This is a genomic window from Pseudomonas sp. CJQ_9, assembly GCF_043106615.1.
Taxonomy (GTDB): Bacteria; Pseudomonadota; Gammaproteobacteria; order Pseudomonadales; family Pseudomonadaceae; genus Aquipseudomonas; species Aquipseudomonas juntendi.
The window spans coordinates 76,292-100,394 of sequence record NZ_JBICMS010000069.1 but is presented as its reverse complement, the minus strand read 5'-3'; the positions used below and the strand labels follow the sequence as shown (position 1 = coordinate 100,394).

At 63.9% G+C, this 24,103-nt stretch carries 22 protein-coding genes and 1 tRNA gene; 14 read left to right on the top strand and 9 right to left on the bottom strand.

All coding sequences use genetic code 11. From position 1 onward, the window contains the following. Positions 1-83: 83 nt before the first annotated feature. Positions 84-1,163, bottom strand: a complete 1,080-nt coding sequence (locus tag ACF8SD_RS12355; protein ID WP_054881342.1) for a patatin-like phospholipase family protein — start codon at positions 1,161-1,163, stop codon at positions 84-86. A gap of 201 nt (positions 1,164-1,364) precedes the next feature. On the opposite strand from ACF8SD_RS12355, the gene ACF8SD_RS12350 reads away from it, so the two are divergent. The 5 genes from ACF8SD_RS12350 to ACF8SD_RS12330 all read left to right on the top strand — a co-directional run bounded on the left by ACF8SD_RS12350 (position 1,365) and on the right by ACF8SD_RS12330 (position 5,379). Then, on the top strand, positions 1,365-1,673 hold the full coding sequence (locus ACF8SD_RS12350; RefSeq protein ID WP_392483676.1) for a PepSY domain-containing protein: 309 nt from the start codon (positions 1,365-1,367) through the stop codon (positions 1,671-1,673). Continuing rightward, positions 1,673-1,987: a PepSY domain-containing protein gene (locus tag ACF8SD_RS12345; RefSeq protein ID WP_009685937.1), complete on the top strand. Its 315-nt coding sequence runs from the start codon at positions 1,673-1,675 to the stop codon at positions 1,985-1,987. The genes ACF8SD_RS12350 and ACF8SD_RS12345 overlap by 1 nt, the downstream gene beginning before the upstream one ends. Beyond that, the gene (locus tag ACF8SD_RS12340) at positions 1,988-2,656 is read left to right on the top strand and encodes a response regulator transcription factor (protein WP_173889925.1); all 669 of its coding nucleotides are present in this window, start codon (positions 1,988-1,990) and stop codon (positions 2,654-2,656) included. Then, positions 2,653-3,969 (top strand): sensor histidine kinase, encoded by a 1,317-nt coding sequence (locus tag ACF8SD_RS12335; RefSeq protein WP_173889923.1) that lies wholly within the window; start codon positions 2,653-2,655, stop codon positions 3,967-3,969. The genes ACF8SD_RS12340 and ACF8SD_RS12335 overlap by 4 nt, the downstream gene beginning before the upstream one ends. 252 nt (positions 3,970-4,221) lie before the next feature. Next, a complete protein-coding gene (locus ACF8SD_RS12330) occupies positions 4,222-5,379 on the top strand; it encodes an HPP family protein (protein WP_392483675.1) in 1,158 nt (385 codons plus the stop codon). Here the strand turns inward: ACF8SD_RS12330 and ACF8SD_RS12325 are convergent. Next, a complete protein-coding gene (locus tag ACF8SD_RS12325; RefSeq protein WP_173889919.1) occupies positions 5,353-6,219 on the bottom strand; it encodes a LysR family transcriptional regulator in 867 nt (288 codons plus the stop codon). The genes ACF8SD_RS12330 and ACF8SD_RS12325 overlap by 27 nt on opposite strands. Before the next feature lie 180 nt (positions 6,220-6,399). Here ACF8SD_RS12325 and ACF8SD_RS12320 point away from each other — a divergent pair, with 180 nt between their 5' ends. Next, positions 6,400-8,289 (top strand): propionyl-CoA synthetase, encoded by a 1,890-nt coding sequence (locus ACF8SD_RS12320; RefSeq protein WP_173889917.1) that lies wholly within the window; start codon positions 6,400-6,402, stop codon positions 8,287-8,289. Here ACF8SD_RS12320 and zapE read toward each other — a convergent pair. Then, the gene (gene zapE, locus ACF8SD_RS12315; protein WP_173889915.1) at positions 8,286-9,362 is read right to left on the bottom strand and encodes a cell division protein ZapE; all 1,077 of its coding nucleotides are present in this window, start codon (positions 9,360-9,362) and stop codon (positions 8,286-8,288) included. The genes ACF8SD_RS12320 and zapE overlap by 4 nt on opposite strands. A 130-nt stretch (positions 9,363-9,492) precedes the next feature. Further along, on the bottom strand, positions 9,493-9,735 hold the full coding sequence (locus tag ACF8SD_RS12310) for a DUF465 domain-containing protein (protein WP_054913379.1): 243 nt from the start codon (positions 9,733-9,735) through the stop codon (positions 9,493-9,495). Between the two features lie 257 nt (positions 9,736-9,992). On the opposite strand from ACF8SD_RS12310, the gene ACF8SD_RS12305 reads away from it, so the two are divergent. Continuing rightward, positions 9,993-10,067, top strand: a tRNA-Gln gene (locus ACF8SD_RS12305). 141 nt (positions 10,068-10,208) lie between these two features. Here ACF8SD_RS12305 and ACF8SD_RS12300 read toward each other — a convergent pair. The 3 genes from ACF8SD_RS12300 to ACF8SD_RS12290 are packed head-to-tail and all read right to left on the bottom strand — an operon-like array spanning position 10,209 to position 15,348. Continuing rightward, positions 10,209-12,608 (bottom strand): response regulator, encoded by a 2,400-nt coding sequence (locus ACF8SD_RS12300; protein ID WP_173889913.1) that lies wholly within the window; start codon positions 12,606-12,608, stop codon positions 10,209-10,211. 13 nt (positions 12,609-12,621) lie between these two features. Next, the gene (locus tag ACF8SD_RS12295; protein WP_173889911.1) at positions 12,622-13,083 is read right to left on the bottom strand and encodes a response regulator; all 462 of its coding nucleotides are present in this window, start codon (positions 13,081-13,083) and stop codon (positions 12,622-12,624) included. A 6-nt stretch (positions 13,084-13,089) separates the two neighbouring features. Further along, on the bottom strand, positions 13,090-15,348 hold the full coding sequence (locus ACF8SD_RS12290; RefSeq protein WP_392483674.1) for an ATP-binding protein: 2,259 nt from the start codon (positions 15,346-15,348) through the stop codon (positions 13,090-13,092). Positions 15,349-15,614: 266 nt separating this feature from the next. Here ACF8SD_RS12290 and ACF8SD_RS12285 point away from each other — a divergent pair, with 266 nt between their 5' ends. Genes ACF8SD_RS12285 through ACF8SD_RS12255 form a run of 7 tightly spaced genes read left to right on the top strand, consistent with a single transcriptional unit; the run spans position 15,615 to position 21,952 of the window. Next, positions 15,615-16,142, top strand: a complete 528-nt coding sequence (locus tag ACF8SD_RS12285) for a spore coat U domain-containing protein (protein ID WP_173889907.1) — start codon at positions 15,615-15,617, stop codon at positions 16,140-16,142. Between the two features lie 30 nt (positions 16,143-16,172). Then, complete coding sequence (locus ACF8SD_RS12280; protein ID WP_392483673.1) at positions 16,173-16,709, top strand: spore coat U domain-containing protein; 537 nt, start codon at positions 16,173-16,175, stop codon at positions 16,707-16,709. 18 nt (positions 16,710-16,727) lie between these two features. Then, complete coding sequence (locus tag ACF8SD_RS12275; RefSeq protein WP_009685920.1) at positions 16,728-17,258, top strand: spore coat U domain-containing protein; 531 nt, start codon at positions 16,728-16,730, stop codon at positions 17,256-17,258. Positions 17,259-17,261: 3 nt separating this feature from the next. After that, complete coding sequence (locus ACF8SD_RS12270; RefSeq protein ID WP_392483671.1) at positions 17,262-17,765, top strand: spore coat U domain-containing protein; 504 nt, start codon at positions 17,262-17,264, stop codon at positions 17,763-17,765. A gap of 39 nt (positions 17,766-17,804) precedes the next feature. Beyond that, positions 17,805-18,581, top strand: coding sequence for a molecular chaperone (locus ACF8SD_RS12265; RefSeq protein ID WP_173889902.1), 777 nt, complete (start codon positions 17,805-17,807; stop codon positions 18,579-18,581). A 12-nt stretch (positions 18,582-18,593) separates the two neighbouring features. Then, entirely contained in the window at positions 18,594-20,984 is a 2,391-nt protein-coding gene (locus tag ACF8SD_RS12260) for a fimbria/pilus outer membrane usher protein (RefSeq protein ID WP_392483669.1), read from the top strand. Next, positions 20,981-21,952 carry a spore coat protein U domain-containing protein gene (locus ACF8SD_RS12255; RefSeq protein ID WP_392483668.1) on the top strand — a complete coding sequence of 324 codons (972 nt, stop codon included), beginning with the start codon at positions 20,981-20,983 and terminating at the stop codon, positions 21,950-21,952. The genes ACF8SD_RS12260 and ACF8SD_RS12255 overlap by 4 nt, the downstream gene beginning before the upstream one ends. A gap of 21 nt (positions 21,953-21,973) precedes the next feature. Here ACF8SD_RS12255 and ACF8SD_RS12250 read toward each other — a convergent pair whose 3' ends face one another. Both ACF8SD_RS12250 and dkgB read right to left on the bottom strand, forming a co-directional pair. Further along, entirely contained in the window at positions 21,974-23,122 is a 1,149-nt protein-coding gene (locus ACF8SD_RS12250; RefSeq protein WP_392483667.1) for a M14-type cytosolic carboxypeptidase, read from the bottom strand. Positions 23,123-23,216: 94 nt separating this feature from the next. Continuing rightward, positions 23,217-24,020, bottom strand: a complete 804-nt coding sequence (dkgB, locus tag ACF8SD_RS12245) for a 2,5-didehydrogluconate reductase DkgB (RefSeq protein ID WP_392483666.1) — start codon at positions 24,018-24,020, stop codon at positions 23,217-23,219. Positions 24,021-24,103: the final 83 nt, after the last annotated feature.

Sequence of the window (24,103 nt, the reverse complement as noted above, 5' to 3'; positions counted from 1 at the left end):
ATCCACTGTGGAATCCTTGAAGATTTCCACGCTATCAGAACTCTGAGTGAATCAATAATGCGCGCAGTTTAACAGCATGACCGCTACAAGGCTTGCAGGCGTTCATGCAGCCGCCCGGTGGCGACCAGTTCCAGCAATTCGTCGCCCAGCCGCTGGCTTTCGGCAATGGCCTTGTACCAATAGCGTTTGCGCCCCGCGGCATCGCCCATGAAACGCTTGAAGTCGTTGCGGTCTGGCAATTTGCCGAAGGGCAGGGCGGCCAGATAGTGCGGTGAGGGCGTCATCAGCAACACGTTCTGCAGCCGCCTGGCATCGCCCTTGCGCCAGGGCAGCGCCTTGTCGAACCAGCCGGGTATGACCTTGTCAGTGAAGTGCGGGTACAGCACCAGGTCGTCGCCGTGGTAAGGCAGGTCGAGGTGGTAATCGAGCAAGCCGCCGTCGCGGTAAGTACCGGCGCCCGCCCCAGGAATATCCTTCACTCCCTGCATGACCATCGGGATCGAGCCCGAGGCGAGCAGGGCCTGGCGCAGGTTGGCCAGGTCCAGCGGCAGGCAGCGCGAAGGGAAGTCGGTCAAGGCATCGAGCGGCGGCGCGCTACGCCCGTCATGCAGGATGATGCGCTCGAAGTGGCGCGCCAGGCGTGCCCGGCCCAAAAGATTGCTGGCGACCACCGAGCCCAGGCCGAGGCCCAGGCGGGCACGCTGGTCGTGGGCGAGCTGACCATGGCTTTTCACCACCAGGATGTTCAGGCGATAGTGCGGGTTGGCCAGCAACTGGGCGTCGCGGCCCTGCAGCAGGTCATCGAGCATTGTTGCGCAACTGCGGCTGATTTCGGCCGGTGTAACCCCTTTGGCAAAGTCTTGCTCGGTATACAGTTCGCCAAGCCGGCGGATGCCGGCCACCGGGTCTTGCAGGCAGGCACTGGCGAAGCGCCAGGCGCCGATCGAGGCGCCGATCAGTGCGCGTTGGCGGGGTGCCGACGGTAGCCACTCACCGAACAGGGCCAGGTCCAGGCCTTGGATGCCGAGTGGCTTCGGCCCGCCCGCTGCGCCTGGCAGCACACCCACATCGGCCGCCTGTAGCCCGCGCTCGCGGATGTGCTGCAGGGCACGTTGGCCCGCCTTGAACGTGAGCGCAGGGTATTTGATGTGGATGGCGCTCATGACGGATCTCCTGGGTATCGAGCCGGTGATTATAAGGTTCGGTGAAGCGAATACTGCCTGCTGAGGCAACGGCGCGGTGGAGCATCACACGGGCCCGCAGGCTGCGCTATCATGCCGCCCGTTGCTTTCAGGTTGAATTAAGGACCGCCGGGTAATCTTAACCCCGTAGACAACTTGTACAGCTCTCAGGAGAGAAGCACGATGAAAACCTTGACTGCCCTGATCACCGCCGCCGCCCTTGCCCTGGGCGCCAATGCCGCTTTCGCCAAGGATGTGCAGCCCGACGAAGTGGTCAAACTGGTAAACACCAAGACCATCAAGTCGCTGGACGAACTCAAGGCCGCTGCCATGGCCAAGCACCCCGGCGCCACCGTTACCGATTCCGAGCTGGAGAACGAGTACGGCCGTTACATCTACAAAGTCGAGCTGCGCGATACCCAGAATGTGGAATGGGACGTGGCACTGGACGCCAAGACCGCTGAAGTGGTGAAGGACGAGCGAGACAACTGATGCGACGCTTACCACGGCCAGCGCGCTACCTGGCGCTGGCGCTGCTGGCCGTGTGCTCGCTGGCAGCCGCCCGCGACCTCGACCAGGATGAAGCCCTGAAGCTGCGGCAAAAGGGCGTCATCCTGCCACTCGAACAGCTGCTGGAAACCGCCCTGGGGCGTTACCCCGGGGCGCGTTTGCTGGAAGCCGAACTGGAAGAGGACGATGATCGCTACGAATATGAGGTCGAGCTGCTGACACCTGCTGGCGTGGTTCGCGAAATCAAGCTCGACGCCAGCACCGGCGCCCTGCTTAAAGATGAGGAAGACGACTGAATGCGCCTGTTGCTTGTCGAGGACAACGTACCGCTGGCCGATGAGCTGATCGCCGGTTTGCAACGCCAGGGCTATGCCGTGGACTGGCTGGCCGATGGCCGTGACGCGGTGTACCAGGGCCAGAGCGAGCCTTATGACCTGATCATCCTCGACCTCGGCTTGCCGGGCATGCCGGGCCTGGAGGTGCTCGCCCAGTGGCGTGCCGCTGCGTTGGCCGCGCCGGTGCTGATCCTGACCGCGCGCGGCTCGTGGGCCGAGCGTATCGAAGGGTTGAAGGCGGGGGCCGATGACTACCTGAGCAAGCCGTTTCACCCCGAAGAGTTGCAGTTGCGCATACAGGCGCTTTTGCGCCGTGCCCGCGGCCTGGCCAACCAGCCCAGGCTGGAAGCGGCCGGCCTGCACCTGGATGAAGGCCGCCAATGCGTGAGCCGCGACGGTGTAGATATCCAGCTGACCGCTGCCGAGTTTCGCTTGCTGCGCTACTTCATGCTGCACCCACAGCAGATCCTGTCCAAAAGCCACTTGGCCGAACACCTGTACGACGGTGAAACCGAGCGTGACTCCAATGTATTGGAGGTGCACGTCAATCACTTGCGCCGCAAGCTGGGGCGCAGCGTGATCGAAACCCGCCGTGGGCAAGGTTACATCTACGCCGGGAGCGCCGAGTGAAGTCGATCCAGGCACGTTTGAGCCTGGGCCTGGTCGCTGTGCTGGTGGTGGTGGGCGTGGTGCTGGCACAACTGACCCTGTGGTTGTTCGAAGCCGGCCTGCAACGCTACCTGGAAAACGGCCTGCGCAAGGAAAGCGAGAACCTGCTGGTGGCCCTGGTGCGGGGGCCGTCCGGCCTGCAGCTGGACGAGCGGCGTATCTCGGCGGCTTATCAGCGGCCGTTTTCCGGCTACTACTTCCGCATCGACTTCGATCAGGGCACCTGGCGTTCTCGCTCGTTGTGGGACCTGGATATGCCCAAACCGGCGGCGCCAGGGCTTTCCGACAGCCATGAGCTACGGCCGGAAGGGCAGCACCTGTTGGCACTGCGTGCCGACTACCGGCGCCTGGGGCAGGATATTTCCATTAGCGTGGCGCAGGACTATTCCCCGGTACGCCAGGGGTTCCGACGCCTGCAACAGATCGGCCTGGGCATGGGCCTGGTGGCGTTGATCCTGGTGCTGGTGCTGCAGCGCATCACCGTCACCCGCTCGTTGCGGCCGCTGGAGCGGGCTCGTCAGCAGATCGCCCAGCTGCAGCAGGGGCAGCGTTCGCAACTGGATGCCGAAGTCCCCAGCGAGTTGGCCCCGTTGGTGGGGCAGATCAACCATTTGCTCAGCCACACCGAAGACAGCCTGCGCCGTTCACGCAATGCCCTGGGCAACCTTGGCCATGCGCTGAAAACCCCGCTGGCGGTGCTGCTCAGCCTGGCGTCGAGCGAGCGCCTCAAGGGTTTGCCGCAAGTCAGCGCGCAGATGCGTGAGCAACTGGAGCAGATCCAACAACGCCTGGCCCGTGAGTTGAACCGGGCGCGCTTGGCCGGCGACGCCCTGCCAGGCGCGCAGTTCGATTGCGATGCCGAGTTGCCCGGGCTGCTCGAAACCCTGGGCATGATCCACGGCGAAGGCTTGCTGTTGGCCAGTGATGTGCCGCCCGGGCTGTCACTGCCATGGGACCGTGAAGACGTTCTGGAGCTGCTGGGCAACCTCCTGGACAACGCCTGCAAATGGGCTGACAGCGAAGTGCGCCTGGGGGCCGAGGCGGATGCCGAAGGGTATCGGCTGTGGGTCGATGATGATGGGCCAGGCATTCCCGAGGGGCAGCGCCAGCAGGTGCTGGGGCGCGGGTCGCGGCTGGATGAACAGGTGGACGGGCACGGCCTGGGGTTGGGCATCGTGCGCGACATCGTGGAGGCCTGGGGAGGGCAGCTGGCGTTGCAGCAAAGCCCGTTGGGCGGGCTGCGGGTGAGCCTGAACCTGCCGCGCAAGGCCTAGTGGTCCCGAGCCGCTCCTGCGGCTGCGGCGGCCTGCTTTGCCGATAGGCACTGCAAAAAAATTGCAGTACAGGCGCATTTTTTTGAATTGGCCCATTCGCGCCGCGCTCGGCACAATGCCTTCACGAAGCCGCGTGGTTTCCATCTCTCCACGGACGGAGCCCCTTGTGATATTGCCTGCGCAATACCAGGCCCAGGCAGCTGCCCTGGGCTTTCTTTTCAAACCGAAAAAAACACGACCCCGATAGTTCAAATGCCTGCCTCGCGTTCCGAAAGTCGTCTGCTGCGGCTATTGCCGCCCGCCCTGAATATCCCCCCCAAAGAATGGTTGCGTGCCGGTATTGGTGCACTGCTTGGCTTGTTCCTCGCCGGCTGGCTGACCAGCATGGTCTACGGCCCGGGCATCGCTCTGCACTTGCTCGGCCCGTTGGCCGCGTCGGCTGTGCTGGTGTTCGCGGTGCACTCTGGCCCGTTGGCCCAGCCTTGGCCGGTGCTGGGCAGTTACGCCCTGGCAGGCGCTGTTGGCCTGGCCATGCGCCAGGGGTTGGGCCCCGAATTGTGGGTGGCCGCCGTGGCGCTGGGGATCTCGATCCTGGTCATGTGCCTGCTGCGCTGCCTGCACCCGCCGGGTGGCGGGGTGGCCGTCAGTGCGGTACTGGCCGACCCGGGCCTGACCGCCCTGGGTGACCACCTGTTGCAACCGGTGTTGCTCAATGCACTGATCCTGGTAGCGGTGGCAGTGCTCTACAACCGTCTGACGGGTGTGCGCTACCCCAAAGGCGCGGTAATCCGCAAGGACCTGCACCATACCCATGACCCGCTGCCTACCGAGCGCGTTGGCGTGCGCGGCGAAGACCTGGACCATGCCCTCGAAGAGCTGGGCGAGTTCGTCGACGTCACCCGGGACGAACTGGAGCGCATTATCCTGGCCACCGAGCAGCATGCCTTGCAGCGCAGCCTGGGCGGCATCACCGCGGCGTCAGTGATGTCTCGCGATGTGCAATTCGCCAGCCCCGACACGACGCTGGAGCGGGCCTGGGCCATGCTGGCCAGCCATCATCTGAAAACACTGCCGGTGCTGCAGCACGGCAAACTGGTGGGCATTGTCAGCCTCAGCGATCTGGTCGGCCCGGCCATGCAACGTGGCCGTTTCACCTGGCGCGGACTGTTCGGCCGCCCGCCCGTGCGCCTGGCCCAGGTGATGATGCAGCCAGTGGTCACCGTCAGTAGCCAGCATCCGCTGGAGCGCCTGCTGCCGCTGCTGTGCGAACAAGGCCTGCATTGCCTGCCGGTGCTCGACGATGGGCGCCTGGTGGGGGTGATCACCCAGACCGACCTGATTGCCGGCCTCCAGCGCCAGTTGCTCAGCAAGGCCCAACAGGTTTCAGAGAACAGGGTCCCAGCGTTGTGACCAGTCGCTTGCGCCGGCGGCCACCAGCCGGCGCAGCACGCTGAACGCCTGTTGCAGGGCCTCGCTGTCGCGTTTGCGCGGGTAGACCAGATAGGTTGGGTAGGTGAATTCCGGCGCCTGCGGGACTCGCTCGAAAACCCCACTGTCGAGGTAGGCTTGAACCACCCGTGTGCGGAAGTAGCCGCTACCGCCTTGGTCGAGGATGAACTGCAGCGCCAGTGGTCCGAGGTTGAAGCTCAGCGCCGGGCGTGCGCAGTCGGGCAAGGCCGCGTCATGCTGGCGGCGGAAGGCTTCGCCCCAGTCGATGTAGATATACGGCTCGGGTCGATCGACCCGGCGCACGCGGATCAGCTTTTCTTCCATCAACTGCTCGACCTGCAAACCCGGGCCATAGGTTGGCTGGTAGACCAGCGCAGCGTCCAGCAGGCCCATCTCGACCTTGCGCAGCAGCGCCTCGCCGTCGCTGACCTCGCTGCGGATCGCGTGGCTGGGCAGTTCGCGATGCAGGGCGCTGACCCAATCGAGCATCATCGGGTTGCCCAGGCTCACTTCACCCCCCACATGCAGCACCTGCTGGCAGCCCACGGGCAGCGGCAGGTCACGGCGCGCCGCCTCCCAGGTTTGCACCAACTGGTTGGCATAACTGACGAAAGCTTCGCCATCGCAGGTCAAGCTGGCGCCGCTGCGGCTGCGCACGAACAACTGACAACCCAGCTGCTGTTCTAAGCGCTGCACCCGGGCGGTGATCGCCGTTTGCGAAACGAACAGGCGCTCGGCGGCAGCGACCAGGCTGCCGCAACGCACGATTTCCAGAAAGGTACGGGCCTGTTCGATATCCATGGGCTGCTCGTTGGCTTGAGGGGGAGCCTATTGTAGGGGGGTTGCACCGAAATAGGGCGCATTGGCGCGTTATGCAAATTTGCAGGTCGGTTGTGACTTTAGTCGCCTGGCGAGGTGGTTGGTGCAGGCCATACTCCAGGTTCGCCCTTCAATAACAACAAGTACCGGGTTCCTTTCGATATGAGCTACCAGCACACTTACGCCCAGTCCATTTCCGACCCTGCCGCTTTCTGGGCGGAACAGGCCACCCACCTGGCCTGGTATCACAAACCTGCCCAGGTCTTGCAAGAGAACGCCGATGGTACCCACCGCTGGTTCGCGGATGGCCGGCTCAATAGCTGCTACTTGGCCCTCGATCACCAGATCGAGCAGGGCCGTGGCGAGCAACTGGCGCTGATCTACGATTCGCCGGTGACTGGCGTGCAGCAAACCTACACCTACCTGCAGTTACGCGACGAGGTGGCGCGCCTGGCCGGCTTGCTGCGCGAACTGGGCGTTAACAAAGGCGACGGCGTGATCATCTACATGCCCATGGTGCCGCAGGCGGCCATGGCCATGCTGGCCTGTGCGCGGATTGGCGCGGTGCATTCGGTGGTGTTCGGTGGCTTCGCCGCCAACGAGCTGGCGCTGCGCATCGATGACGCGCGGCCGGCCCTGCTGCTGACGGCTTCCTGCGGGCTGGAGTTCGACAAGGTCATCCCCTACAAGCCACTGGTCGACCGTGCGCTGCAACTGGCCAGGCACCAGCCGCGCTCGGTACTGGTGCTGCAGCGGCCGCAGGTGAAGGCCGAACTGCTGCCAGGGCGCGACCTGGATTGGCAGGTGGCGGTGCAGACCGCCAAGGCGGTGGAGCCGGTGGCGCTGGACGCCGGTGACCCGCTGTACATCATGTATACCTCAGGCACCACGGGCAAACCCAAGGGTATCGTCCGCGAAAACGGTGGCAACGCAGTGGCACTGTGTTACGCCATGCGCCACATCTACGGCATGCAAGCCGGTGATGTGTGGTGGGGTATTTCCGATGTGGGCTGGGTGGTGGGACACTCGCTGATCGTCTACGGGCCGTTGATGAGCGGCTGCACCACGATATTCTACGAGGGCAAGCCGATTCGCACGCCAGACGCCGCTGCCTACTGGCGGGTGGTCGAGCAATATCGGGTCAATGCGCTGTTCTGTGCGCCCACGGCCATGCGTGCCATTCGCAAGGAGGACCCGCAGGGCGAGCGGGTGCGCAACCATGACCTCAGCTCGCTGCGCCATGTGTTCCTGGCGGGTGAAAAGCTCGATTCGAGCACCCATCAATGGCTGGAGCAGGTGAGTGGCAAGCCTGTGCACGACCATTGGTGGCAGACCGAGACCGGCTGGCCAGTCACTGCGCCCTGCGTGGGGCTGGAGGGCAGCGCGGCCCGGCCGGGTTCGAGCAACCGCGCCGTGCCCGGCTATCACGTACGTGTGCTGGACGACGAAGGGCGCCTGCTGGGCCCCCACCAGCAGGGCTCGATCGTGATCGCCCTGCCATTGCCGCCCGGTTGCAGCCAGACGCTGTGGGGCGACCACGCACGTTACCTGCAGGCCTATCTGCACAGCTACCCTGGCTACTACCACACGGGCGATGGCGGCTACCTGGACGATGATGGCTTCGTTTACATCATGGGGCGCACCGACGATGTGATCAACGTATCCGGCCATCGGCTTTCCACGGGGGAAATGGAAGACTTGGTGGCGCGCCACCCGGCAGTGGCCGAGTGCGCGGTGGTTGGCGTGCATGATGAAATAAAGGGCCAGGTGCCGTTGGCGCTGGTGGTGCTCAAGGACGGCGAGGGCATCGCCGAGGCGCAGTTGCTGGTCGACCTGGTGGCCAGCGTGCGCGAGGAAATAGGCCCGTTGGCGTGCTTCAACCGGTTGCGGCTGGTGAAGCGCCTGCCCAAGACCCGGTCCGGGAAGATCCTGCGGGCGGTGTTGCGCAAGATTGCCGATGGGCAGGACTACATCCCGCCTTCGACCTTGGACGACCCGGCAGTGCTGGGTGAGATCGAGGCGCTGCTGGCTGACTTGCCCAGGGCGGTTTAGCCCTGGGGCCCGACCACCTGCAGTTGCCCCAGGCGGCTGCGGGTGCGCATCAGGTCGGCAAGCGGCCCACCCAGGCTTTGTTCCAACGGCCGTTTGCCGATCACCGTCACCTGCCTGTCCTGGTCGTACAGCACATCCACCAGGTTGACGAAACGTTGTTGCGCCGCCAGGGAGCAGTCCGCCAGGTCATCCAGCCCATCGATGACCCATTCGTCGTACTGCTCGGCCAGCACCAAGTAGTCGATCACCGCCGTGGCCTTTTCGCACAGGTCGTCAAAGCCAAGCACCACGCGCCGGCCATCCACCGCCAGGGCGCGCAGTGGGCGTTTGTTCACGTCCAGCTGCACGGGCTGCGGGGCGGGTACCTGCAATGCCTGGCGCTGCGCCGCAGTGCCGGGCCATACATAATGCCCCTGGGTGAACTGCTGCTGCTCGCGGTTGGCCGGCAGGCTGCGAAAGTCGGTATCGCCACCGACTTCGAGGACCTCCATCGCGCTATTGATCAGGCGGATCACCGGCAGGAAACGCTCATGGTACAGAGGGTTGGGCAGCAGCCCCTCAGGCGCGTAGTTGGACGTCACCAGCAGGAACACCCCGCGGCTGAACAAGGCATTGAACAGCCGGGTGAGCAACATGGCATCGCCAATGTCATGCACATGGAATTCATCGAAACACAGCACTCGGCAATCGCCAATCAGCTCGTCCAGGGTCGCACCCAGTGCGTCGTCCAGCGCGCGATGGCGGTGCATGCCTTGGTGCAGGCGGGCAAAAAAATCATGAAAGTGCAGGCGCTTCTTGGCCTCGACCGGTACGGCCTGATAGAAGCCGTCGAGTAGCCAGCTTTTGCCCCGGCCGACCGAGCCGTACAGGTACAGGCTACGCGCTTGGCCTTGCTCCAATTGTGCCAGTTGCCTGGCCATGCAGTGGATCACCCGGCGCTGGCCATCGCTGAGCTGATAACCGCGGCTGTGCGCCTTGTCTTCGAACCAGTCGAGCAGTTCGCTCTGATGCGCGGCAGCGCCGCGCAGGCGTTGGCCAAGTTGGCGCAGCGGGGTAGGGATCCAGGCAGGCAAAAGCACAGCTCCTTGGGCATTGACGGGGCAGTGTGCAGCTTGCCCGAGGGCGGCGATTTTGACCAATAGAGAAATTGCGCGGCAATCATCACTTCTCGCGATAGGTGTCGCCGCCACCGCTGCCGCTGGGCTATGCCTTGCGTTCCAGCTGGCGCTCGATCATGTACTTCACCGCCAGGCGGCGCTCTTTCAGGTGGCGCAGGTCCTCGTCGACGAAATTGCCTGCCGAGATGGCCTCGGCGGCCAGTACCTGGTTGTCGATATCGACGTACTCATCCAGCAAGCGATCCAGTGCCTTGTCGACCTGGCGGCGTTGTTGAACGATCTCGCGTGGGTAGTGCAGGTCCTGGTAAAGGTCGTGAGAGACAGGCATGGGTTCCTCCTTGGTAAATGCAGATGGGTTATCTGATTTGAAGGGAGGAATACGAATGTGTTGAAGCGAAGCGAGAAGAAAACGACGGATGGTATGCGGCGGCGGCAGAAATGACTAAGCCGCTGTTTTTTGGCAATTTTTTTTCATCAGGGGGTTCACAGACCGAAACTTTGTTGTTAAAGTGCCGCGCATTCCAAGACAACTCGCAGTTGTCACTCACTTGGAATTGTCAGAGCAGCCCACGCTGCATCCGATACAGGGGCGTCGCCAAGCGGTAAGGCAGCAGGTTTTGATCCTGCCATGCGTTGGTTCGAATCCAGCCGCCCCTGCCATTTCTTAGTTTCAAACGTAACTTGCCCGGTGCTTATTCTGATGAGCGTCGGGTTTTGTCGTTTTTGCGCGCGTGAAATGCCACACCCACTGTGGCCGCAGCGTTGCGATGGCCCCGGGCCGCAAAGCGGCCCAGCCATTGGTCAGCCCTGGCGCACTGCCAGGCCGCCCAGCATCTCGTTGAGCACCCGCGCCAGTTCATCGGCTTGCACCGGTTTCTGCATCACCAGGCTGCCCGGCAATTCCAACCCTTGCAACTCCGCATAGCCGGTGAGAAACACCACCGGCAGGTGCGGGCGCCGCTCGCGGGCCGCCAAGGCGAGTTGCCCACCGTTGAATTCCGGCATGGCGAAATCGGTCAGCAGCAAGTCGATCTCGTCATCCAGCAACGCCAGTGCCTGTTCGCCGCTGTGCGCCTGGCGTACCTGATAACCGTACTGGCGCAGTACATCGCCGAGCATGTCACGTACCAGGTGGTCATCGTCCACCAGCAGCACGGTCCGGTTACGGCCGCTATCGTTGATCGAAAGGCTGAGCATGGCTGCTGCCGGTTCACTGACCGCGCGGTCTTTCACCGCTGGCAGGTATACCGCCACCTCGGTACCACGCCCCGGCTTGGTATCGATGCGCACACCACCGCCGGACTGCTTGGCGAAACCGAAGACCTGGGCCAGCCCAAGGCCTGAACCCTTGCCGATATCCTTGGTGGTAAAGAACGGCTCGAACACCTTGGCCACCACCTCTTCGCTCATGCCGCACCCGGTGTCGCGAATACTCAGCATCACGTATTCGCCTCGCTCCGGGTCTTCCGGGCGCTGAGGGGGGGTGTCGATGCAGGTGTTGTGGGTCGCCAGGATCAACTGGCCGCCATCGGGCATGGCATCGCGGGCATTGATGGCCAGGTTGAGGATGATCATTTCAGTCTGGGTAGGATCGGTCAGCGCCTGCCACAGGCTTGGGTCCAGGTCCAGGCGCACCGAGATGTTGCCGCCCAAGGTACGGCGTAACAGTTCCTCGAGGCCCGCCAGGGTGCGGTTGAGGTTCAGCGGTACCGGCTCCAGGCGCTGGCGACGGGAGAAGGCCAGCAATTGCGAGGTCAACTTGGCGCCGCGCTCACCCGCTTCGCGAACATGCTTGAGGCGCGACCGGGCCTTGTCCAGGTCGCCCCTGGTCAGGTCGCGCTCTAGGAAACTGGCACCGGTGAGGATCACGGTCAACAGGTTGTTGAAGTCGTGCGCCACGCCGGCAGTCAGCTGGCCGACCGCTTCCAGGCGTTGCATCTGCTGCAAGGCGGCCTCGATACGCTCGCGCTCATCGATCTGCTCGCGCAGGCGGGCATTGGCTTCGGCCAGGCCCAGCGCGGTTTCGCGCTCACTGGTAATGTCGCGGGCGACCACGTAAAGCAGGGTGTCTTCGGGCACCACGACCCACGACAGCCAGCGTTGCTGGCCACTGGCGTGCAGGATACGGCCAACGAAACGTGCGCTGGTTCGGCCGTGCGCGAGCGCGGCCAGTTCGGTCAACAGCAGTTCCTGATCGCTTTCGGGCAGCAGGTGCAACAGCGACGACTGGCTCAGGCGCTCGCGGGAAAAGCCCAGGCTGGCTTCCCAGGCGGGGTTCAGCGCCACCGGGGTGAGGTCCTTGTTCAGCACTGCCAGCAGATCCTGTGACAGCTCCCAGGCGCGGTCGCGTTCCCGCGTACGGCGCTCGACCCGTTCGCCCAGCATTTCGTTGAGCTGGCGCAGTGCCTGGGTGGCCAGGCGCTGGGTGTTGATGTCTTGCAGCACGCCGGAAAAGCGCACGCACTGGCCGTTGACGAACTGGCTCTGGCCGCTGCTGAGCAACCAGCGCGGGTCCTGGCCACTGGGTTGGGCAGTGCGAAACTCCACCCGGTACTGGCCACCGCTTTCGGGCAGCATGGCGTATTCGACGGCATCGCGCACCAGCGCCAGATCGTCAGGGTAGATGCCGTCGTAGAATACCTGCATGGTCATGTCGGCGCTGGCGGGCAGGCCGAACAGGGTCTTGCAGCGCTCGTCGCATATCAACAGGCCATCTTGCGGGCGCAGGTCCCAGGTGCCCATACCCGCGGCGTCGATGGCGATGCGCGCCCGCGCCTCGACATCGACCAGCGCCTCTTCGGCGCGGCGCCGGCGCTGGCGCTCCTGCACTTCGGTCAATGCCCGGCGTACCGCCTTGGGCAGTAGCGGCAGGTTCTTCTTCAGCACATAGTCGGTAGCGCCCAGGCGGATCATTTCCACGGCGTGCTCTTCGCCGTAGATCCCGGAGAGAAAAATGAACGGGGTGTCTGCAGCCAGGCGCTGGGCGATTGCCAGCACCTCGGTGCCGGACGAGCCCGGCAGCACGCAGTCGCAAAGGATCAGGTCGTAGTGGTCCTGCTCCAGGGCACGCTCGACGCCCGTATGGTCGAATACCAGATGCGATTGCACATGCAGCCCGCTGCGTTCCAGGCGCATCAAGGTCAGCTCGGCGTCCATCGAGCTGTCTTCGACCATCAGTAGTTTCAACGGCGTTTGCGGCATCGTTGCGGCGGCCTCAATTGCTACCGCGACGGTTCAGCCGCAGTGAGCCAGGTGGTGGTTCATTCAGTACGGCCCAGAAGATCCCCAGGTCGGAGATGGCGGCGACGAATTCCTTGAATTCCACTGGTTTGACCACATACGCGTTCACCCCTAGCTCGTAGGCGCGCAGCAGGTCGGGTTCTTCGCGTGAGGAGGTCAGCATGACCGTGGGGATACTACGCAGCTCGGCAGTGGCGCGCACTTCCTTGAGCACTTCCAGGCCATCGACTTTGGGTAGCTTGAGGTCCAGCAGCAGGACCGCAGGGTTGCCGTCATCACGATCGACATAGGCGTTGCGGCGCAACAGGTAGTCCAGCGCCTCGGCACCGTCGCGCAGGACGATAACCTCGTTGGCCAACTGGCTACGCTCCAGAGCCAAAAGCGTAAGCTCCAGGTCCCTTGGATTGTCTTCGACCAGCAGGATGGGTTTGAGCATGATTGTTCAGGTACCTCGGGTAGTCGCGGGTTGGCGCGGTAGAGAAAAGTGGAAACTGGCGCCATGGTCGATCTGGCCCTCGGCCCAGACACGGCCATCATGGCGCTCGATGATACGGCGCACGCTTGCCAGGCCAATCCCAGTGCCTTCGAACTCTTCCATGCGGTGCAGGCGTTGGAATACCCCGAAAAGCTTGTTGGCGTAGGCCATGTCGAAGCCCACGCCGTTATCGCGGATACAGATTTCGGTTTCGTCCGGGTGTTGCTTGGCGCTGATCGAAATGCGCGCGGGCTCACGACCGCGGGTGTACTTGATGGCATTGGCGATCAGGTTGTGCAAAGCCAGGTTGATGAACGCCGGGTCGCCGATCACCTTTGGCAGTGGCGCGATGTCCCAGACGATCTCGCGGCCTTGGTAGTCGGGCGCCAGTTCACTGCGGATAGCCTCGACCAGGGCGTTCAGGTCGACATCGGACATGCGCAGGGCAGAGCGGCCCATTTGCGAGAAGTTGAGCAGGTTGTCCACCAGGCTGCCGGCGAAATTGGCGGCTTCACCGATATGCTGCAGGAAGCGCTTGCCACGCTCGCTTAACCCTGCGCCCTCGATTTCGCCGAGCAGCTCGGTATAGCCGGCAATGTGCCGCAGCGGCGCGCGCAGATCGTGGGAAACGCTGTACGAAAACGCCTCAAGTTCCTTGTTCGAGCGGCGCAGTTCACCGGCCAGCTGTGCCAATTCCTCGGCCTTGCGCAGCACAATGCCCAGCACCGCCGTGCGCAGCTCTTGCACGCCCTCGACCACCAGTGGCTCCCAAGGTGCGCAGTAGCCATGCAGTTGCTCCTGCCAGCGCTCGAAACTGTGCCGCGGGTCGAGGTTGCCCTGTGGCCCCACCTGCTTGGTCGGCTGGCCCGCCCAATCCACCGTGCGTACCTGTTCGGGGCGGAACCACAGCAGGTAGTGCGAATGGATCTGCGAAATGGCGACGGCCAGCACGCCACCGGCATGGTCTGCCAGCTCGGGCAGTTCGTCGATGTCGCGGCGCACGTTGTCGGTGCAAAATACATGTTCGTCGTTACGTTGGCTCAGCCAGTGCACCAACGCCGTGACCTGGGCGGTGGGTGGCGTCTGGCCGAACAGGTCGCAGCGCTCCGCCGAGATCACCGCGGCGCCCTGGGCGTCGGCAAAGGCCAACAGGACTTCGGGCACGTCGCGCAGGCCATCGCTGACACTGTCATGGTCGGCCATGGACGAAATCATGCGGACAATGTGCTGTCGCAGTTCCAATACCTTGCTGGTGCTGGCATGCGACTCGCGGGACTCGATCTGCAACGACAGCACGCTGGCCAGCAGCTCGCACGCGGTACGCGTACGCAGGTCTACAGGCCTGGGCTGCTGATGGTGGCAAGAGATCAGCCCCCACAACTTGCCATCGGCCACGATCGACAGTGACATCGACGCCAGGGTACCCATGTTGCGCATGTATTGCAGGTGCACCGGTGAAACGCTGCGCAGTGTCGCAAAGCTCATGTCCAGCGCCTTGCCGGTACGCGGGTTGGCTGCCGGCAGTAGCGGCGAAGGGTGGTAGTTGGCATCCTCGATCACGCGGATACGGTTGACCCGGTACAGTTCGCGCGCCTGGCGCGGGATGTCCGAGGCCGGAAAGCACAGCCCCAGGTAGCTGGGGTAGCCCGGGTCGGCGACCTCTGCCAGAACTTGGCCATTGCCTTCGGCATCGAAGCGGTAAGCCTTGACCCGGCCAAAACCGGTGATGCGCTTGAGTTGAACCACCGTTTGCTGCAGCAGCTCTTCAAGGCTGCCGGCCAGGTGCAGGGTGCTGACGAAGTTGCGCACCAGCGGGTAGTAATCGCCTTGCCCGGTGAGGTCGGACGGAAGCCGCGGTGGTTCCAATTCAGTGATTAGCACCTGGTCGTGACGGTGGGCCAGCAGGTGCAGGGCTGTAGTGTGCGGTGCTCCTTCGCGCAGGTGCACATCACTGATATGAAAGGGGAACACTTCATCGTCGGGTAACCGTGAAAGGTGCATGCGCAGGTCGAAACCGTCGCTGACCAGCTCTGTAAAATGGCAACCGATAAGTTCTCTGGCCGGCTTGCCTAGCCACTGTTCGACATTCTCACTGGCCTGGAGTACCCGCAAGTCGGCTTCGTCGACGACCAGCAGGAACCCGTGGGGCTGGACGCTGCCGGGCACCTGGATCGGTTCCTGAGCGCAACGCTCCACGGCTTGGGCGAGCGTGCTATCTGCAGTCATCAATTGAAAGCTCCTGTCTTGTCGGTCCATGCTTGCCGCACGAGTTTGAGGCAGGATGATGGAGGTACACCTTATCAGAATATCGGACCATTCGCCGGCTTCTGCCTATTGGAGGTCCATGAAACACGATGGGTTCTGCGCCCCGCGGTTTTTTTTTATCGAACGCTATCGCTTTGTTGCTAATACCAAAAAACGGTCGGCCTCAGCATTTGGCGCCGTGCCTCGCTGCTACGCTCAACTGAGCATAGGGCGATAAGGACAGCAAGGTGAAGGAGCGCTTACTGGCCGGGTTGTTTGGCCTGTTACTGAGCAACGCTGGCGTAGCGGCAGACTTTCTGGTGGAGGTGCGGGTGCTGGTGCAGCGCGGCTGCATGCTGGTCAGCCAGACCCGCGATGCGGGCGCGCAGGCTGCTGGGCGAATCGACCTGGGTGCTGTACCGCGGCTGGACGGCCCGGCCGCACCGCTGACTGGGGTATTGCTGAGCCAGCGCCCACCGCGCCTTGAGTGCAACCCCGACACCCCTTATCAAATACAGGTCGACGGCGGCCAACATGGCGGCGCTGGCGACGTGCGCTTCCTGGCCAGCGACGATGCCCAGGGCCGGCCTATTCCTTATCGGCTCTATCGCGATGCGGCCTGGCGCGAGCCACTGCCAGTGAACGTTGCGCAGGCTGCCCGGGTGCCCGATAGCGGCGCGGCCGAATTGCCGCTGTATGCGCGAATCGACACGTTGGCCTGGGTGCCCAGAGCCGGCCTGTACGCCGACCTGTTGAAAGTCACGGTCACTTGGTGAGGATGCCGCCATGCACAAGGACGCGCAGCTGTGAACCGCACCTCGATCCTGCTGTTGACCCTAGGGCCGTTACTGGTGCCAGGCGGTGCAGCGCATGGCAGCTCCACTGGCTTCATTCAGGCGCGGCTGGTGATCAGCGCCGCCTGCCAGATCAGCAGCAACGAGGCGCAGCCGGCGACCCTGGCCAACCCGGGCTTGCTGGATTTCGGCGAGCGGGGCCCGAACTGGGACCAGCCGCTGCTTAGCCGGGTGGATGAAGCGGGCGGCGAGGGCAGCCTGCAGATCAGTTGCACCCCCGAAGTCCGTGCATTCAACGTGCGCATCAATGGTGGCATGCATGGCGACGACGGCATTCGCCGCCTCAGCAACGGCAGCCAGCTGATTCCTTATCAACTGGCAGTCGACCCAGGCGGCAACAGCCGCTACGGCATTGGCCAAGCACGGGCCTTCACCATCAGCAGCACGCAACAGATTCCGATCCCCATCTATGGCGTGGTGGTGGCGCAACCGCGCGCGCTGCCAGCCGGGCTGTACCGCGACACCCTCCGGGTGACTCTGGACTGGTAACCACGCAAGGAGACTCCGATGCGAACGAACCTTTCATGCTGCATCCTCGCCGGCCTGGGTTTGGCCCTGGCCACGCAGGCCCAGGCCGCCACGGTGACCGGGACCATCAACTCGACGCTGACCTTGACAGCTGCCTGCCAGGTGAATGGCAGTTCAGGCACCTCGGGGTTGAACTTCGGCTCGCTGGATTTCGGCACCCAGGATGCCTTGTTCACCACGGCCAACGCACAGGTGCTGGGTAGCGGTGGCGCGTTGAGCATCCTGTGCTCGGCGGGCACGGTGCCGGCGATTCGTGTGCGTGCAGGGTCGCATGACGGCCAATCGACCGGCGGCACCCGTGCACTGGCTGATGGCGCGGGGAATTTCGTGCCCTACGACTTCTATACCGACTCCGGGCGCACCACCGTGTTGGCCATCGATGGCACCATCACCCTGCCAACCAGTACCGGTGTGGCACAAACCGTCAACCTTTACGGCCAGGCGCGTGGCAAGGCCGGGTTGCCGGCTGGCGTGTACACCGACACGGTAGCCGTCGAGTTGTCGTTCTGAGCCATGCGCCATTGGCTGACGGTGGGCCTGGCTGGCCTTGGTGCGCTACTGGCGGCGCCACTGGATGCGGCCACTACCAGCACCTTCACGGTCGCGGCGCAGGTCGCTGCCGGGTGTCTGGTGGTGGGCGGTGTCAGCCAGTATGGGGTACTGAACTATGGCACCCAGTCGGCGTTGTCCACCAGCGTGCTCAGTACTTCGCTGGGTGGCACCACGGTGACCTTCCAGTGCACCCCGGGTGTGGCGGTGAGCATGAGCCTGGGCGGCGGCCAGAACAGTACCAGCGGCACGCGCTATCTGAAGAACACCAGCGGCAGCCAGGTCCTGGCCTACCAGTTGTACCGGGATGCCGCCTATAGCCAGCCGTTGGGCATAGGGCAGGGCGCCACCGTGAGCTACAGCGACGCCACGGCGATCAAGCTGCCGGTGTATGGGCGGGTTCAGCTGACCGGCAAGCTGCCGGCAGGGACTTATACCGATGTTGTGCAAGTAATGGTGACCTGGTGAACGCCAGCGGCGCCAATGACACGTGCTAAGGAGAGCTTAATGGCGGTAGGCGCGAAGTGGGCGGGTGGGCTGATCGGGTTGTGGTGGTTGGCAAGCCTGCCGGCTGCGGCAGCCACCTCGGTGTTGATCTGGCCGATCGACCCGGTGCTGGAGGCCGACCAGAAAGCCGGCGCACTGTGGCTGGAAAATCGCGGTACTGAGGCTGCCAACCTGCAGGTGCGGGTGTTTGCCTGGCACCAAGGGCGATATCAGGAGCAGTTCCAGGCCCAGCGCGAGATCATCGGCAGCCCGCCGGTGGCCAATATTCCTCCTGGGCAGAAGCAATTGATCCGCCTGACCCGCACCGGCCCTTCACCTGCCGGCCAGGAAAAGGCCTATCGCATCATCATCGACGAAATTCCGCCGGCCATCCCGCTCGACAAGGCCGGCCCCGGCACCACGGCCGCCATTCGGCTGCAGATGCGCTATTCCGTACCACTGTTCGTCTACGGCGAAGGGCTGTGGGGCAAGGCGGACCCCGAGGGCCAGCGAAAGGCCGAAAGCGTGGGCAAGCCTCAGTTGAGCTGGCGGCCGGTCACGGTGCAGGGCAAGCCTTATGTGGAGCTGCGCAATACCGGCCCGGTGCATGCACGGCTGACCGACGTGGTGCTGCAGCAGGGCGGCCAGCGCAAGGCGCTGGTCGAAGGTTTGCTGGGCTATGTGCTGCCGGGTTCGAGTATGCGTTGGCCGGCACCCATGGCGACGAATACAGGCAGTGTGCTGCAAGGCCGGGTTAACGGCCAGGCCACGGCCGGCACCATACCCCAAGGGCAGTGAACCAGCACCTGAATGCAGCGCAGGGGCCAAGGAGGACCCGGCAATGGTTGGATACCGTGTGTGAAATGGCTAGCGCTGAGGTTGCGCCGCGGGTGCCTGCAGTTGGCCGTGCTTGGCCCAGCGTTGGCGCTGGCCGACGACCTGCCGCCGCCGCCCACGGAGCTGTCCGCCATCGCCGACGCCACGCTGTTCCTCGACCTGATGGTGAACCGCATGCCCAAGGCTGAGCTGGTGCCGGTGCAGCAGCGGGCCGGGCAGTTGTACCTGGACAGCGCCGTGTTGCGTGCGGCGGGTGTGACACTGCCCGGCGACCCGCAGGGCGAAGTCGCCCTGGACGCGGTGAGCGGGCTGCACGCCGATTATGACAGCCGGAACCTGCGGCTGTTGCTGCAAGTGCCCCCGGCCTGGTTGCCCGAGCAGCAGGTCGGCGATCGTAACCTGTACCCGCCCAGCGATGCGCGGAGCAGCTTCGGCGCGTTGTTCAACTACGACCTGTACCTGAACGACACCGATGACGGCGGCACCTACCTGGCGGCCTGGAACGAACTGCGGGTGTTCGATGACTGGGGCACCTTCGCCAGCACCGGGCAATGGCGCCAATCGTTCAATGGCGCGCAGGCCGACCCGGCAAGGCGGGGCTTCCTGCGCTACGACACCACCTGGCGCTTCACCGACGAGCAGCGCCTGTTGACCTACGAGGCCGGCGATTTCGTTACCGGGGCACTGCCCTGGACCCGTTCGGTCCGGGTGGGCGGCGTGCAACTGTCGCGCGACTTCGCCGCACGGCCGGACCTGGTCACCTACCCCTTGCCGGCGTTTGCCGGCGAAGCCGCGGTACCGACCTCGCTCGACCTGTTCATCAACGGCTACAAGGCCAGTTCCAACGAATTGCAGCCAGGCCCCTACACGCTGACCAACGTGCCGTTCATCAACGGTGCCGGCGAAGCGGTGGTGGTCACCACCGACGCCTTGGGCCGGCAGGTTTCCACCACCTTACCGTTCTACGTCACCAGCAGCCTGTTGCAAAAAGGCCTGTCAGACTATTCGATAGCGGCCGGGAGCCTGAGGCGCGACTACGGTGTGCGGGACTTTGCCTACGGCGCGGGGGCGGCCAGCGCCAGCCTGCGCCATGGGGTAAGCGACACGTTCACCGTGGAAACCCACCTTGAAACCGCTGCCTCGCTGATGCTGGGTGGCCTGGGTGGCAACCTGCGGCTGGGCAACTTCGGTGTGCTCAATGCCGCGCTCGCCCAGAGCCGTTTCGACGGCGATCAGGGGCAGCAGGTCGCGCTGGGTTACCAATACAACAGCCAGCGCTTCGGTTTCAGTTACCAGCGCCTGCAACGCCGTGCCGACTATGCCGACCTGAGCCGGGTCGACACCCCGGACATACAGGCAAGCACACGCAGCGAGCAGGTCAGCCTCAGCCTCAACCTTGACAGGTACGGCAACGTCGGTGCCGGCTACTTTGACGTGCGCTCTGCAGACGGCACGCGTACCCGGCTGATCAACCTGAGCTACAGCAGGCCGTTGTCGGGCAGCAGCAGCGTGTACCTGTCAGCCAACCGCGAAATCGCTGGCGGCCAGTGGGCCGTGCAGGCGCAACTGGTGATTCCCTTCGACACCCATGGCACGCTGGCGCTAGGCCTGGAACGCAGTAACACCGGTGAAACCCTGCAACGGGTCAATTACGGGCGCGCCGTGCCGGTAGGCAGCGGCGTGGGCTATAACCTCGGCTATGCCCAGGGTAGCGACCGCGATGCCTATCGCCAGGCCGATGTGACCTGGCGCTTGCAGTCGGTACAGCTACAGGCCGGCGTATATGGCAGCAGCGGCGAAACGACCCGCTGGGCCGATGCCAGTGGCTCGCTGGTTTGGATGGATGGGCTGTTCGCCGCCAACCGGATCGACGACGCTTTCGTTGTGGTCAGTACCGACGGCTATGCCGATGTACCGGTGCGTTATGAAAACCAGGAGGTCGGCCGCACCGATGCCGGCGGCCACCTGCTGGTGCCGTACAGCAGTGGTTACTACCGCGGCAAGTACGAGATCGACCCCATGGACCTGCCGCCCGATGTGCTGGCGCCGAATGTGGAGCAGCGTGTGGCCGTGCGCCGCGGCAGTGGCTACCTGCTGGAGTTCCCGCTGAAACGGGTACTGGCGGCCAGCATCGAGCTGGTTGATGCCAACCAGCAGCCGCTGAAGCTGGGCAGCCGGGTGACCCACGAGCAATCGGGCAGCCAGGCTGTGGTCGGTTGGGACGGGCTGGTGTACTTGGAGAACCTGTCGCCACGCAACCGCCTGCGGGTCGTGCTGGAGGGGGGCGGGCGCTGCCAGGTCGAGTTCGACTTCCCCGAGGCGCAAGGTTCGATCCCGTTGCTTGGGCCGCTGGTGTGCCGATGACGGCCTGGCAGCGGGGCCTGCTGGCGAGCTTGCTGTGGTTGCCGATGGGGGCCGCCTGGGGGCTGTGCTCATCGGTGGCGACCCTGCCGGCCGCGTTCGGCAGCCCCAATTCTACGCAGGTGCGCACCACGGCACAGAACGCCTCGACCCTGAACTCGGGGTTGCAGTGCACAGGGTCGCTGCTGAGCGTGCTGAGCAACAGCGACCATTTCTATCTCACTATCACATCGCCCAGCAGTGGCCTGGTCGGCCCGACGGGGGATGTGATTCCTTACACGGTGTATGGCGACAACACCACCAATTACCCGATTGCCCGCGGCGTGGCCTACGACTTTGCCCGTACCGGCATTCTCGACCTGTTGGGTTTGCTCGGCGGCACCACCCCCAAGTCGGTGCCGCTGTACATGCGCACCCAGGTGGGCAGCAATGTCGCCGCTGGCCTGTACCAGGAAACCCTGACCGTTGCCTGGAGCTGGGACTACTGCTCGGGCATTGGCTTGCTCGGCGTGTGCCTTGGGCGCGACATCGGTTCAGGTAGCAAGACAATGACCGTGAGCCTGACAGTGACCAACGATTGCCAGATCACCACACCCAACATCAACTTTGGCAGCGCCCCGGTGGTGGCAGGGTTCGCCACGGTCAGCCAGAGCCTGAGTGTGTCGTGCACCAAGGGCAGCAACTACACGGTGGGCCTGGACGACGGGCAGAACGTGGCCAATGGCAGGCGGCGCATGAAATCTACTACCAGCAATTACCTGGCATACGACATTTTCAAGAGTGCCGGTGCGGTGCGGTGGGGCGCGGTCGGTGCGGCACGCCGTGCGAGCACTGATGCGGATGTGAACCCCGGTGCTGGTACCGGCACCGGCAGCCAGGTGTTCAACTATAACGCCAAGGTCTACACCGACCAGGCCACGCCCCCCGCGGCGAGCTATACCGACAGTGTGATTCTGGATGTGCAGTTTTGAAGGCGTTAAGCAGCCGCAGGGTCAGCGCAAGTCGCCAAGCATGCGTGCCAACGTCTCCAGCACGGCGCCGGCCAGTGCCTTCGAGCGCGCGCCAGACCAGCCATTGACGGGGTCTGGCGCATCGTCGTGGTCCTTGAATGGCATCTCCAGGGTCAGCGACAGACAGTCGTACGCCATGCCCACCGCATTGCAGGCCAGGGTGGTGTTCGCCTGGCCAGGCTCGTCCCGGGTGTAGCCATGTACGGTCTGGAAGTCGCGGGTAAGGCTGCACAAGGTGCTGCGGAACTGCGCCTCAAGCTTTGCCAGCCGGGGCGTGTAGCCTGGGTTGCCCTCGCACGCCGCCGTGAATACATGGGGGATTTCTTCATCACCGTGTACGTCGATGAAGGCATCCACACCATATTGCTTCATCTGCGCCTGGGCGAAGAACACTTCCGGGGTGAGTTCGACACTGGCGTCCTGCCAGGCACGGTTGAGGTCCTTGCCCTTGAAGTTGGTGCGCAGATGGCCAAGGAAGGCGCCGTCGGGGTTCATGTTGGGGATCAGGTACAGATCGGCTTTGCCCAGCAGTTGCTGGATCACCGTGTCGTTAGCCTGCAGGCGGTCGATCACGCCTTCCATGAACCATTCGGCCATGTGCTCGCCGGGGTGTTGCTGGGCGATCAGCCATAGCTTGCGCTTGCCCTCGGCACCATCACCCGCCCGCAGCAGGGGAATGTCCCGGCCTTGTACACTGCGGCCGCTGGCCAGCAATTCGACACCGGGCAGTTGCCGGGCCCGCTCGATCAACTGGTTGTGGCGGGCGCGCGGGTACGGTTCGAAGTAAGCGAACCAGACCTGCGGCTGCTCAGCCTTGAGCTCGAACGAAAGCGCGCTGCCATCGAACTGGCTGGGCACCCGGAACCAGCGTTGCTGGTCGTAACTGGCAACGGCGTTGTAGCCGCTCCAGGCATGCTTGTACGAAGCGCCAGAGGCGTTGTCGAGGCTGAAGCGGTGGACCTGGCCCGGCGTCAGCCCGCTGACCCTGAAGTGGAACCACTGGTAATGGTCGCTGTGGGTGTCCGGGCGGATGGCCAGGCGCACCTGGGCCGGGTTGCTGGCATCCAGTACCTGGATATTGCCGGAATCGAAATCGCAGTCGATGTGCAGGGGGGGCAGCGTTAGGCTCATGGGCCGGGCTCCTTTTTGGGCATTGTTGTAGGCGTACTGTACACGGCTTGGCCGGGCAAAGTGGCGCTCGGTCCAATGCCCCCTGCAGAGTGACTCAGTCCCAATCAGGGGCAAGGCCCTGCGGGCTGACTTCACGGCCATTGCGTTCCAGCGTGGCGATGCGTGCCATGTCCTGGTTATCCAGCTTCAAGCCACGGGCCAACAGGTTGCTGGCCAGGTTCTCGCGCTGGGTCGACGAGGGGATCACCGCGTAGCCCAGTTGCAGGGCCCAGGCCAGGGCAACCTGGGCCACGGTGGCCTTGTGCTTGGTGGCGATCTCGGTCAGCACCGGGTCCTTCAGCACCTTGCCGTAGGCCAAGGTCATGTAGGACGTGACAGTGATGCCTTGCGCCTCGAGGTAAGCAGCCAGCTTGCTGTTCTGCAAGTACGGGCTGAGCTCGATCTGGTTGGTGGCGATTTCGCCTTTGCCCACCACCTTGATGGCTTGCTCGGTCAACGCGATGTTGAAGTTCGACACCCCGATCTGGCGGGTCAGGCCCGCTTTCTTGACGTCGGCCAAGGCGGCCATGTAGTCGGGCAGGTCAACGCCATTGCCCGGGGCTGGCCAGTGAATCAGCAACAGGTCCACGTAGTCGGTGCGCAGGTTTTTCAGGCTTTCCTTCAAGCTGTCTTGCAGCTTGCCAGGGGCATAGTTGTCGACCCAGATCTTGGTGGTAATGAACAACTCACCGCGTGCTACACCGCTCTCGGCGATGGCCTGGCCGACCTCTGCTTCGTTCTTGTAGATCTGCGCGGTGTCGACGGCCCGGTAGCCCAGCTCGAGGGCGGCCTTGACCGAGTCGATGACCGTCTGGCCCGTGAGGCGAAAAGTACCCAAACCAAAAGATGGAATGCTCATGAGGTGGCTCCTGGTAGGTGAGGGAAGGGGCTGGGTTTCAGCCAGAGGGTGCAGCCCCGTCCGTTGTTTGAGTGTGGAGCAGT

Excerpts from the sequence above, each read along its gene's own strand:
- ACF8SD_RS12300 (WP_173889913.1), bottom strand. The coding sequence starts at position 12,608 with ATGCCGCAAACGCCGTTGAAACTACTGATGGTCGAAGACAGCTCGATG.
- ACF8SD_RS12290 (WP_392483674.1), bottom strand. The coding sequence starts at position 15,348 with ATGACTGCAGATAGCACGCTCGCCCAAGCCGTGGAGCGTTGCGCTCAG.
- dkgB (WP_392483666.1), bottom strand. The coding sequence starts at position 24,020 with ATGAGCATTCCATCTTTTGGTTTGGGTACTTTTCGCCTCACGGGCCAG.
- ACF8SD_RS12325 (WP_173889919.1), bottom strand. The coding sequence starts at position 6,219 with ATGGATATCGAACAGGCCCGTACCTTTCTGGAAATCGTGCGTTGCGGC.
- ACF8SD_RS12270 (WP_392483671.1), top strand. The coding sequence starts at position 17,262 with ATGCGCCATTGGCTGACGGTGGGCCTGGCTGGCCTTGGTGCGCTACTG.
- ACF8SD_RS12350 (WP_392483676.1), top strand. The coding sequence starts at position 1,365 with ATGAAAACCTTGACTGCCCTGATCACCGCCGCCGCCCTTGCCCTGGGC.
- ACF8SD_RS12310 (WP_054913379.1), bottom strand. The coding sequence starts at position 9,735 with ATGCCTGTCTCTCACGACCTTTACCAGGACCTGCACTACCCACGCGAG.
- ACF8SD_RS12340 (WP_173889925.1), top strand. The coding sequence starts at position 1,988 with ATGCGCCTGTTGCTTGTCGAGGACAACGTACCGCTGGCCGATGAGCTG.
- ACF8SD_RS12355 (WP_054881342.1), bottom strand. The coding sequence starts at position 1,163 with ATGAGCGCCATCCACATCAAATACCCTGCGCTCACGTTCAAGGCGGGC.
- ACF8SD_RS12260 (WP_392483669.1), top strand. The coding sequence starts at position 18,594 with ATGCAGCGCAGGGGCCAAGGAGGACCCGGCAATGGTTGGATACCGTGT.
- ACF8SD_RS12345 (WP_009685937.1), top strand. The coding sequence starts at position 1,673 with ATGCGACGCTTACCACGGCCAGCGCGCTACCTGGCGCTGGCGCTGCTG.
- ACF8SD_RS12265 (WP_173889902.1), top strand. The coding sequence starts at position 17,805 with ATGGCGGTAGGCGCGAAGTGGGCGGGTGGGCTGATCGGGTTGTGGTGG.
- ACF8SD_RS12295 (WP_173889911.1), bottom strand. The coding sequence starts at position 13,083 with ATGCTCAAACCCATCCTGCTGGTCGAAGACAATCCAAGGGACCTGGAG.
- ACF8SD_RS12330 (WP_392483675.1), top strand. The coding sequence starts at position 4,222 with ATGCCTGCCTCGCGTTCCGAAAGTCGTCTGCTGCGGCTATTGCCGCCC.
- ACF8SD_RS12320 (WP_173889917.1), top strand. The coding sequence starts at position 6,400 with ATGAGCTACCAGCACACTTACGCCCAGTCCATTTCCGACCCTGCCGCT.
- ACF8SD_RS12255 (WP_392483668.1), top strand. The coding sequence starts at position 20,981 with ATGACGGCCTGGCAGCGGGGCCTGCTGGCGAGCTTGCTGTGGTTGCCG.
- ACF8SD_RS12250 (WP_392483667.1), bottom strand. The coding sequence starts at position 23,122 with ATGAGCCTAACGCTGCCCCCCCTGCACATCGACTGCGATTTCGATTCC.
- ACF8SD_RS12275 (WP_009685920.1), top strand. The coding sequence starts at position 16,728 with ATGCGAACGAACCTTTCATGCTGCATCCTCGCCGGCCTGGGTTTGGCC.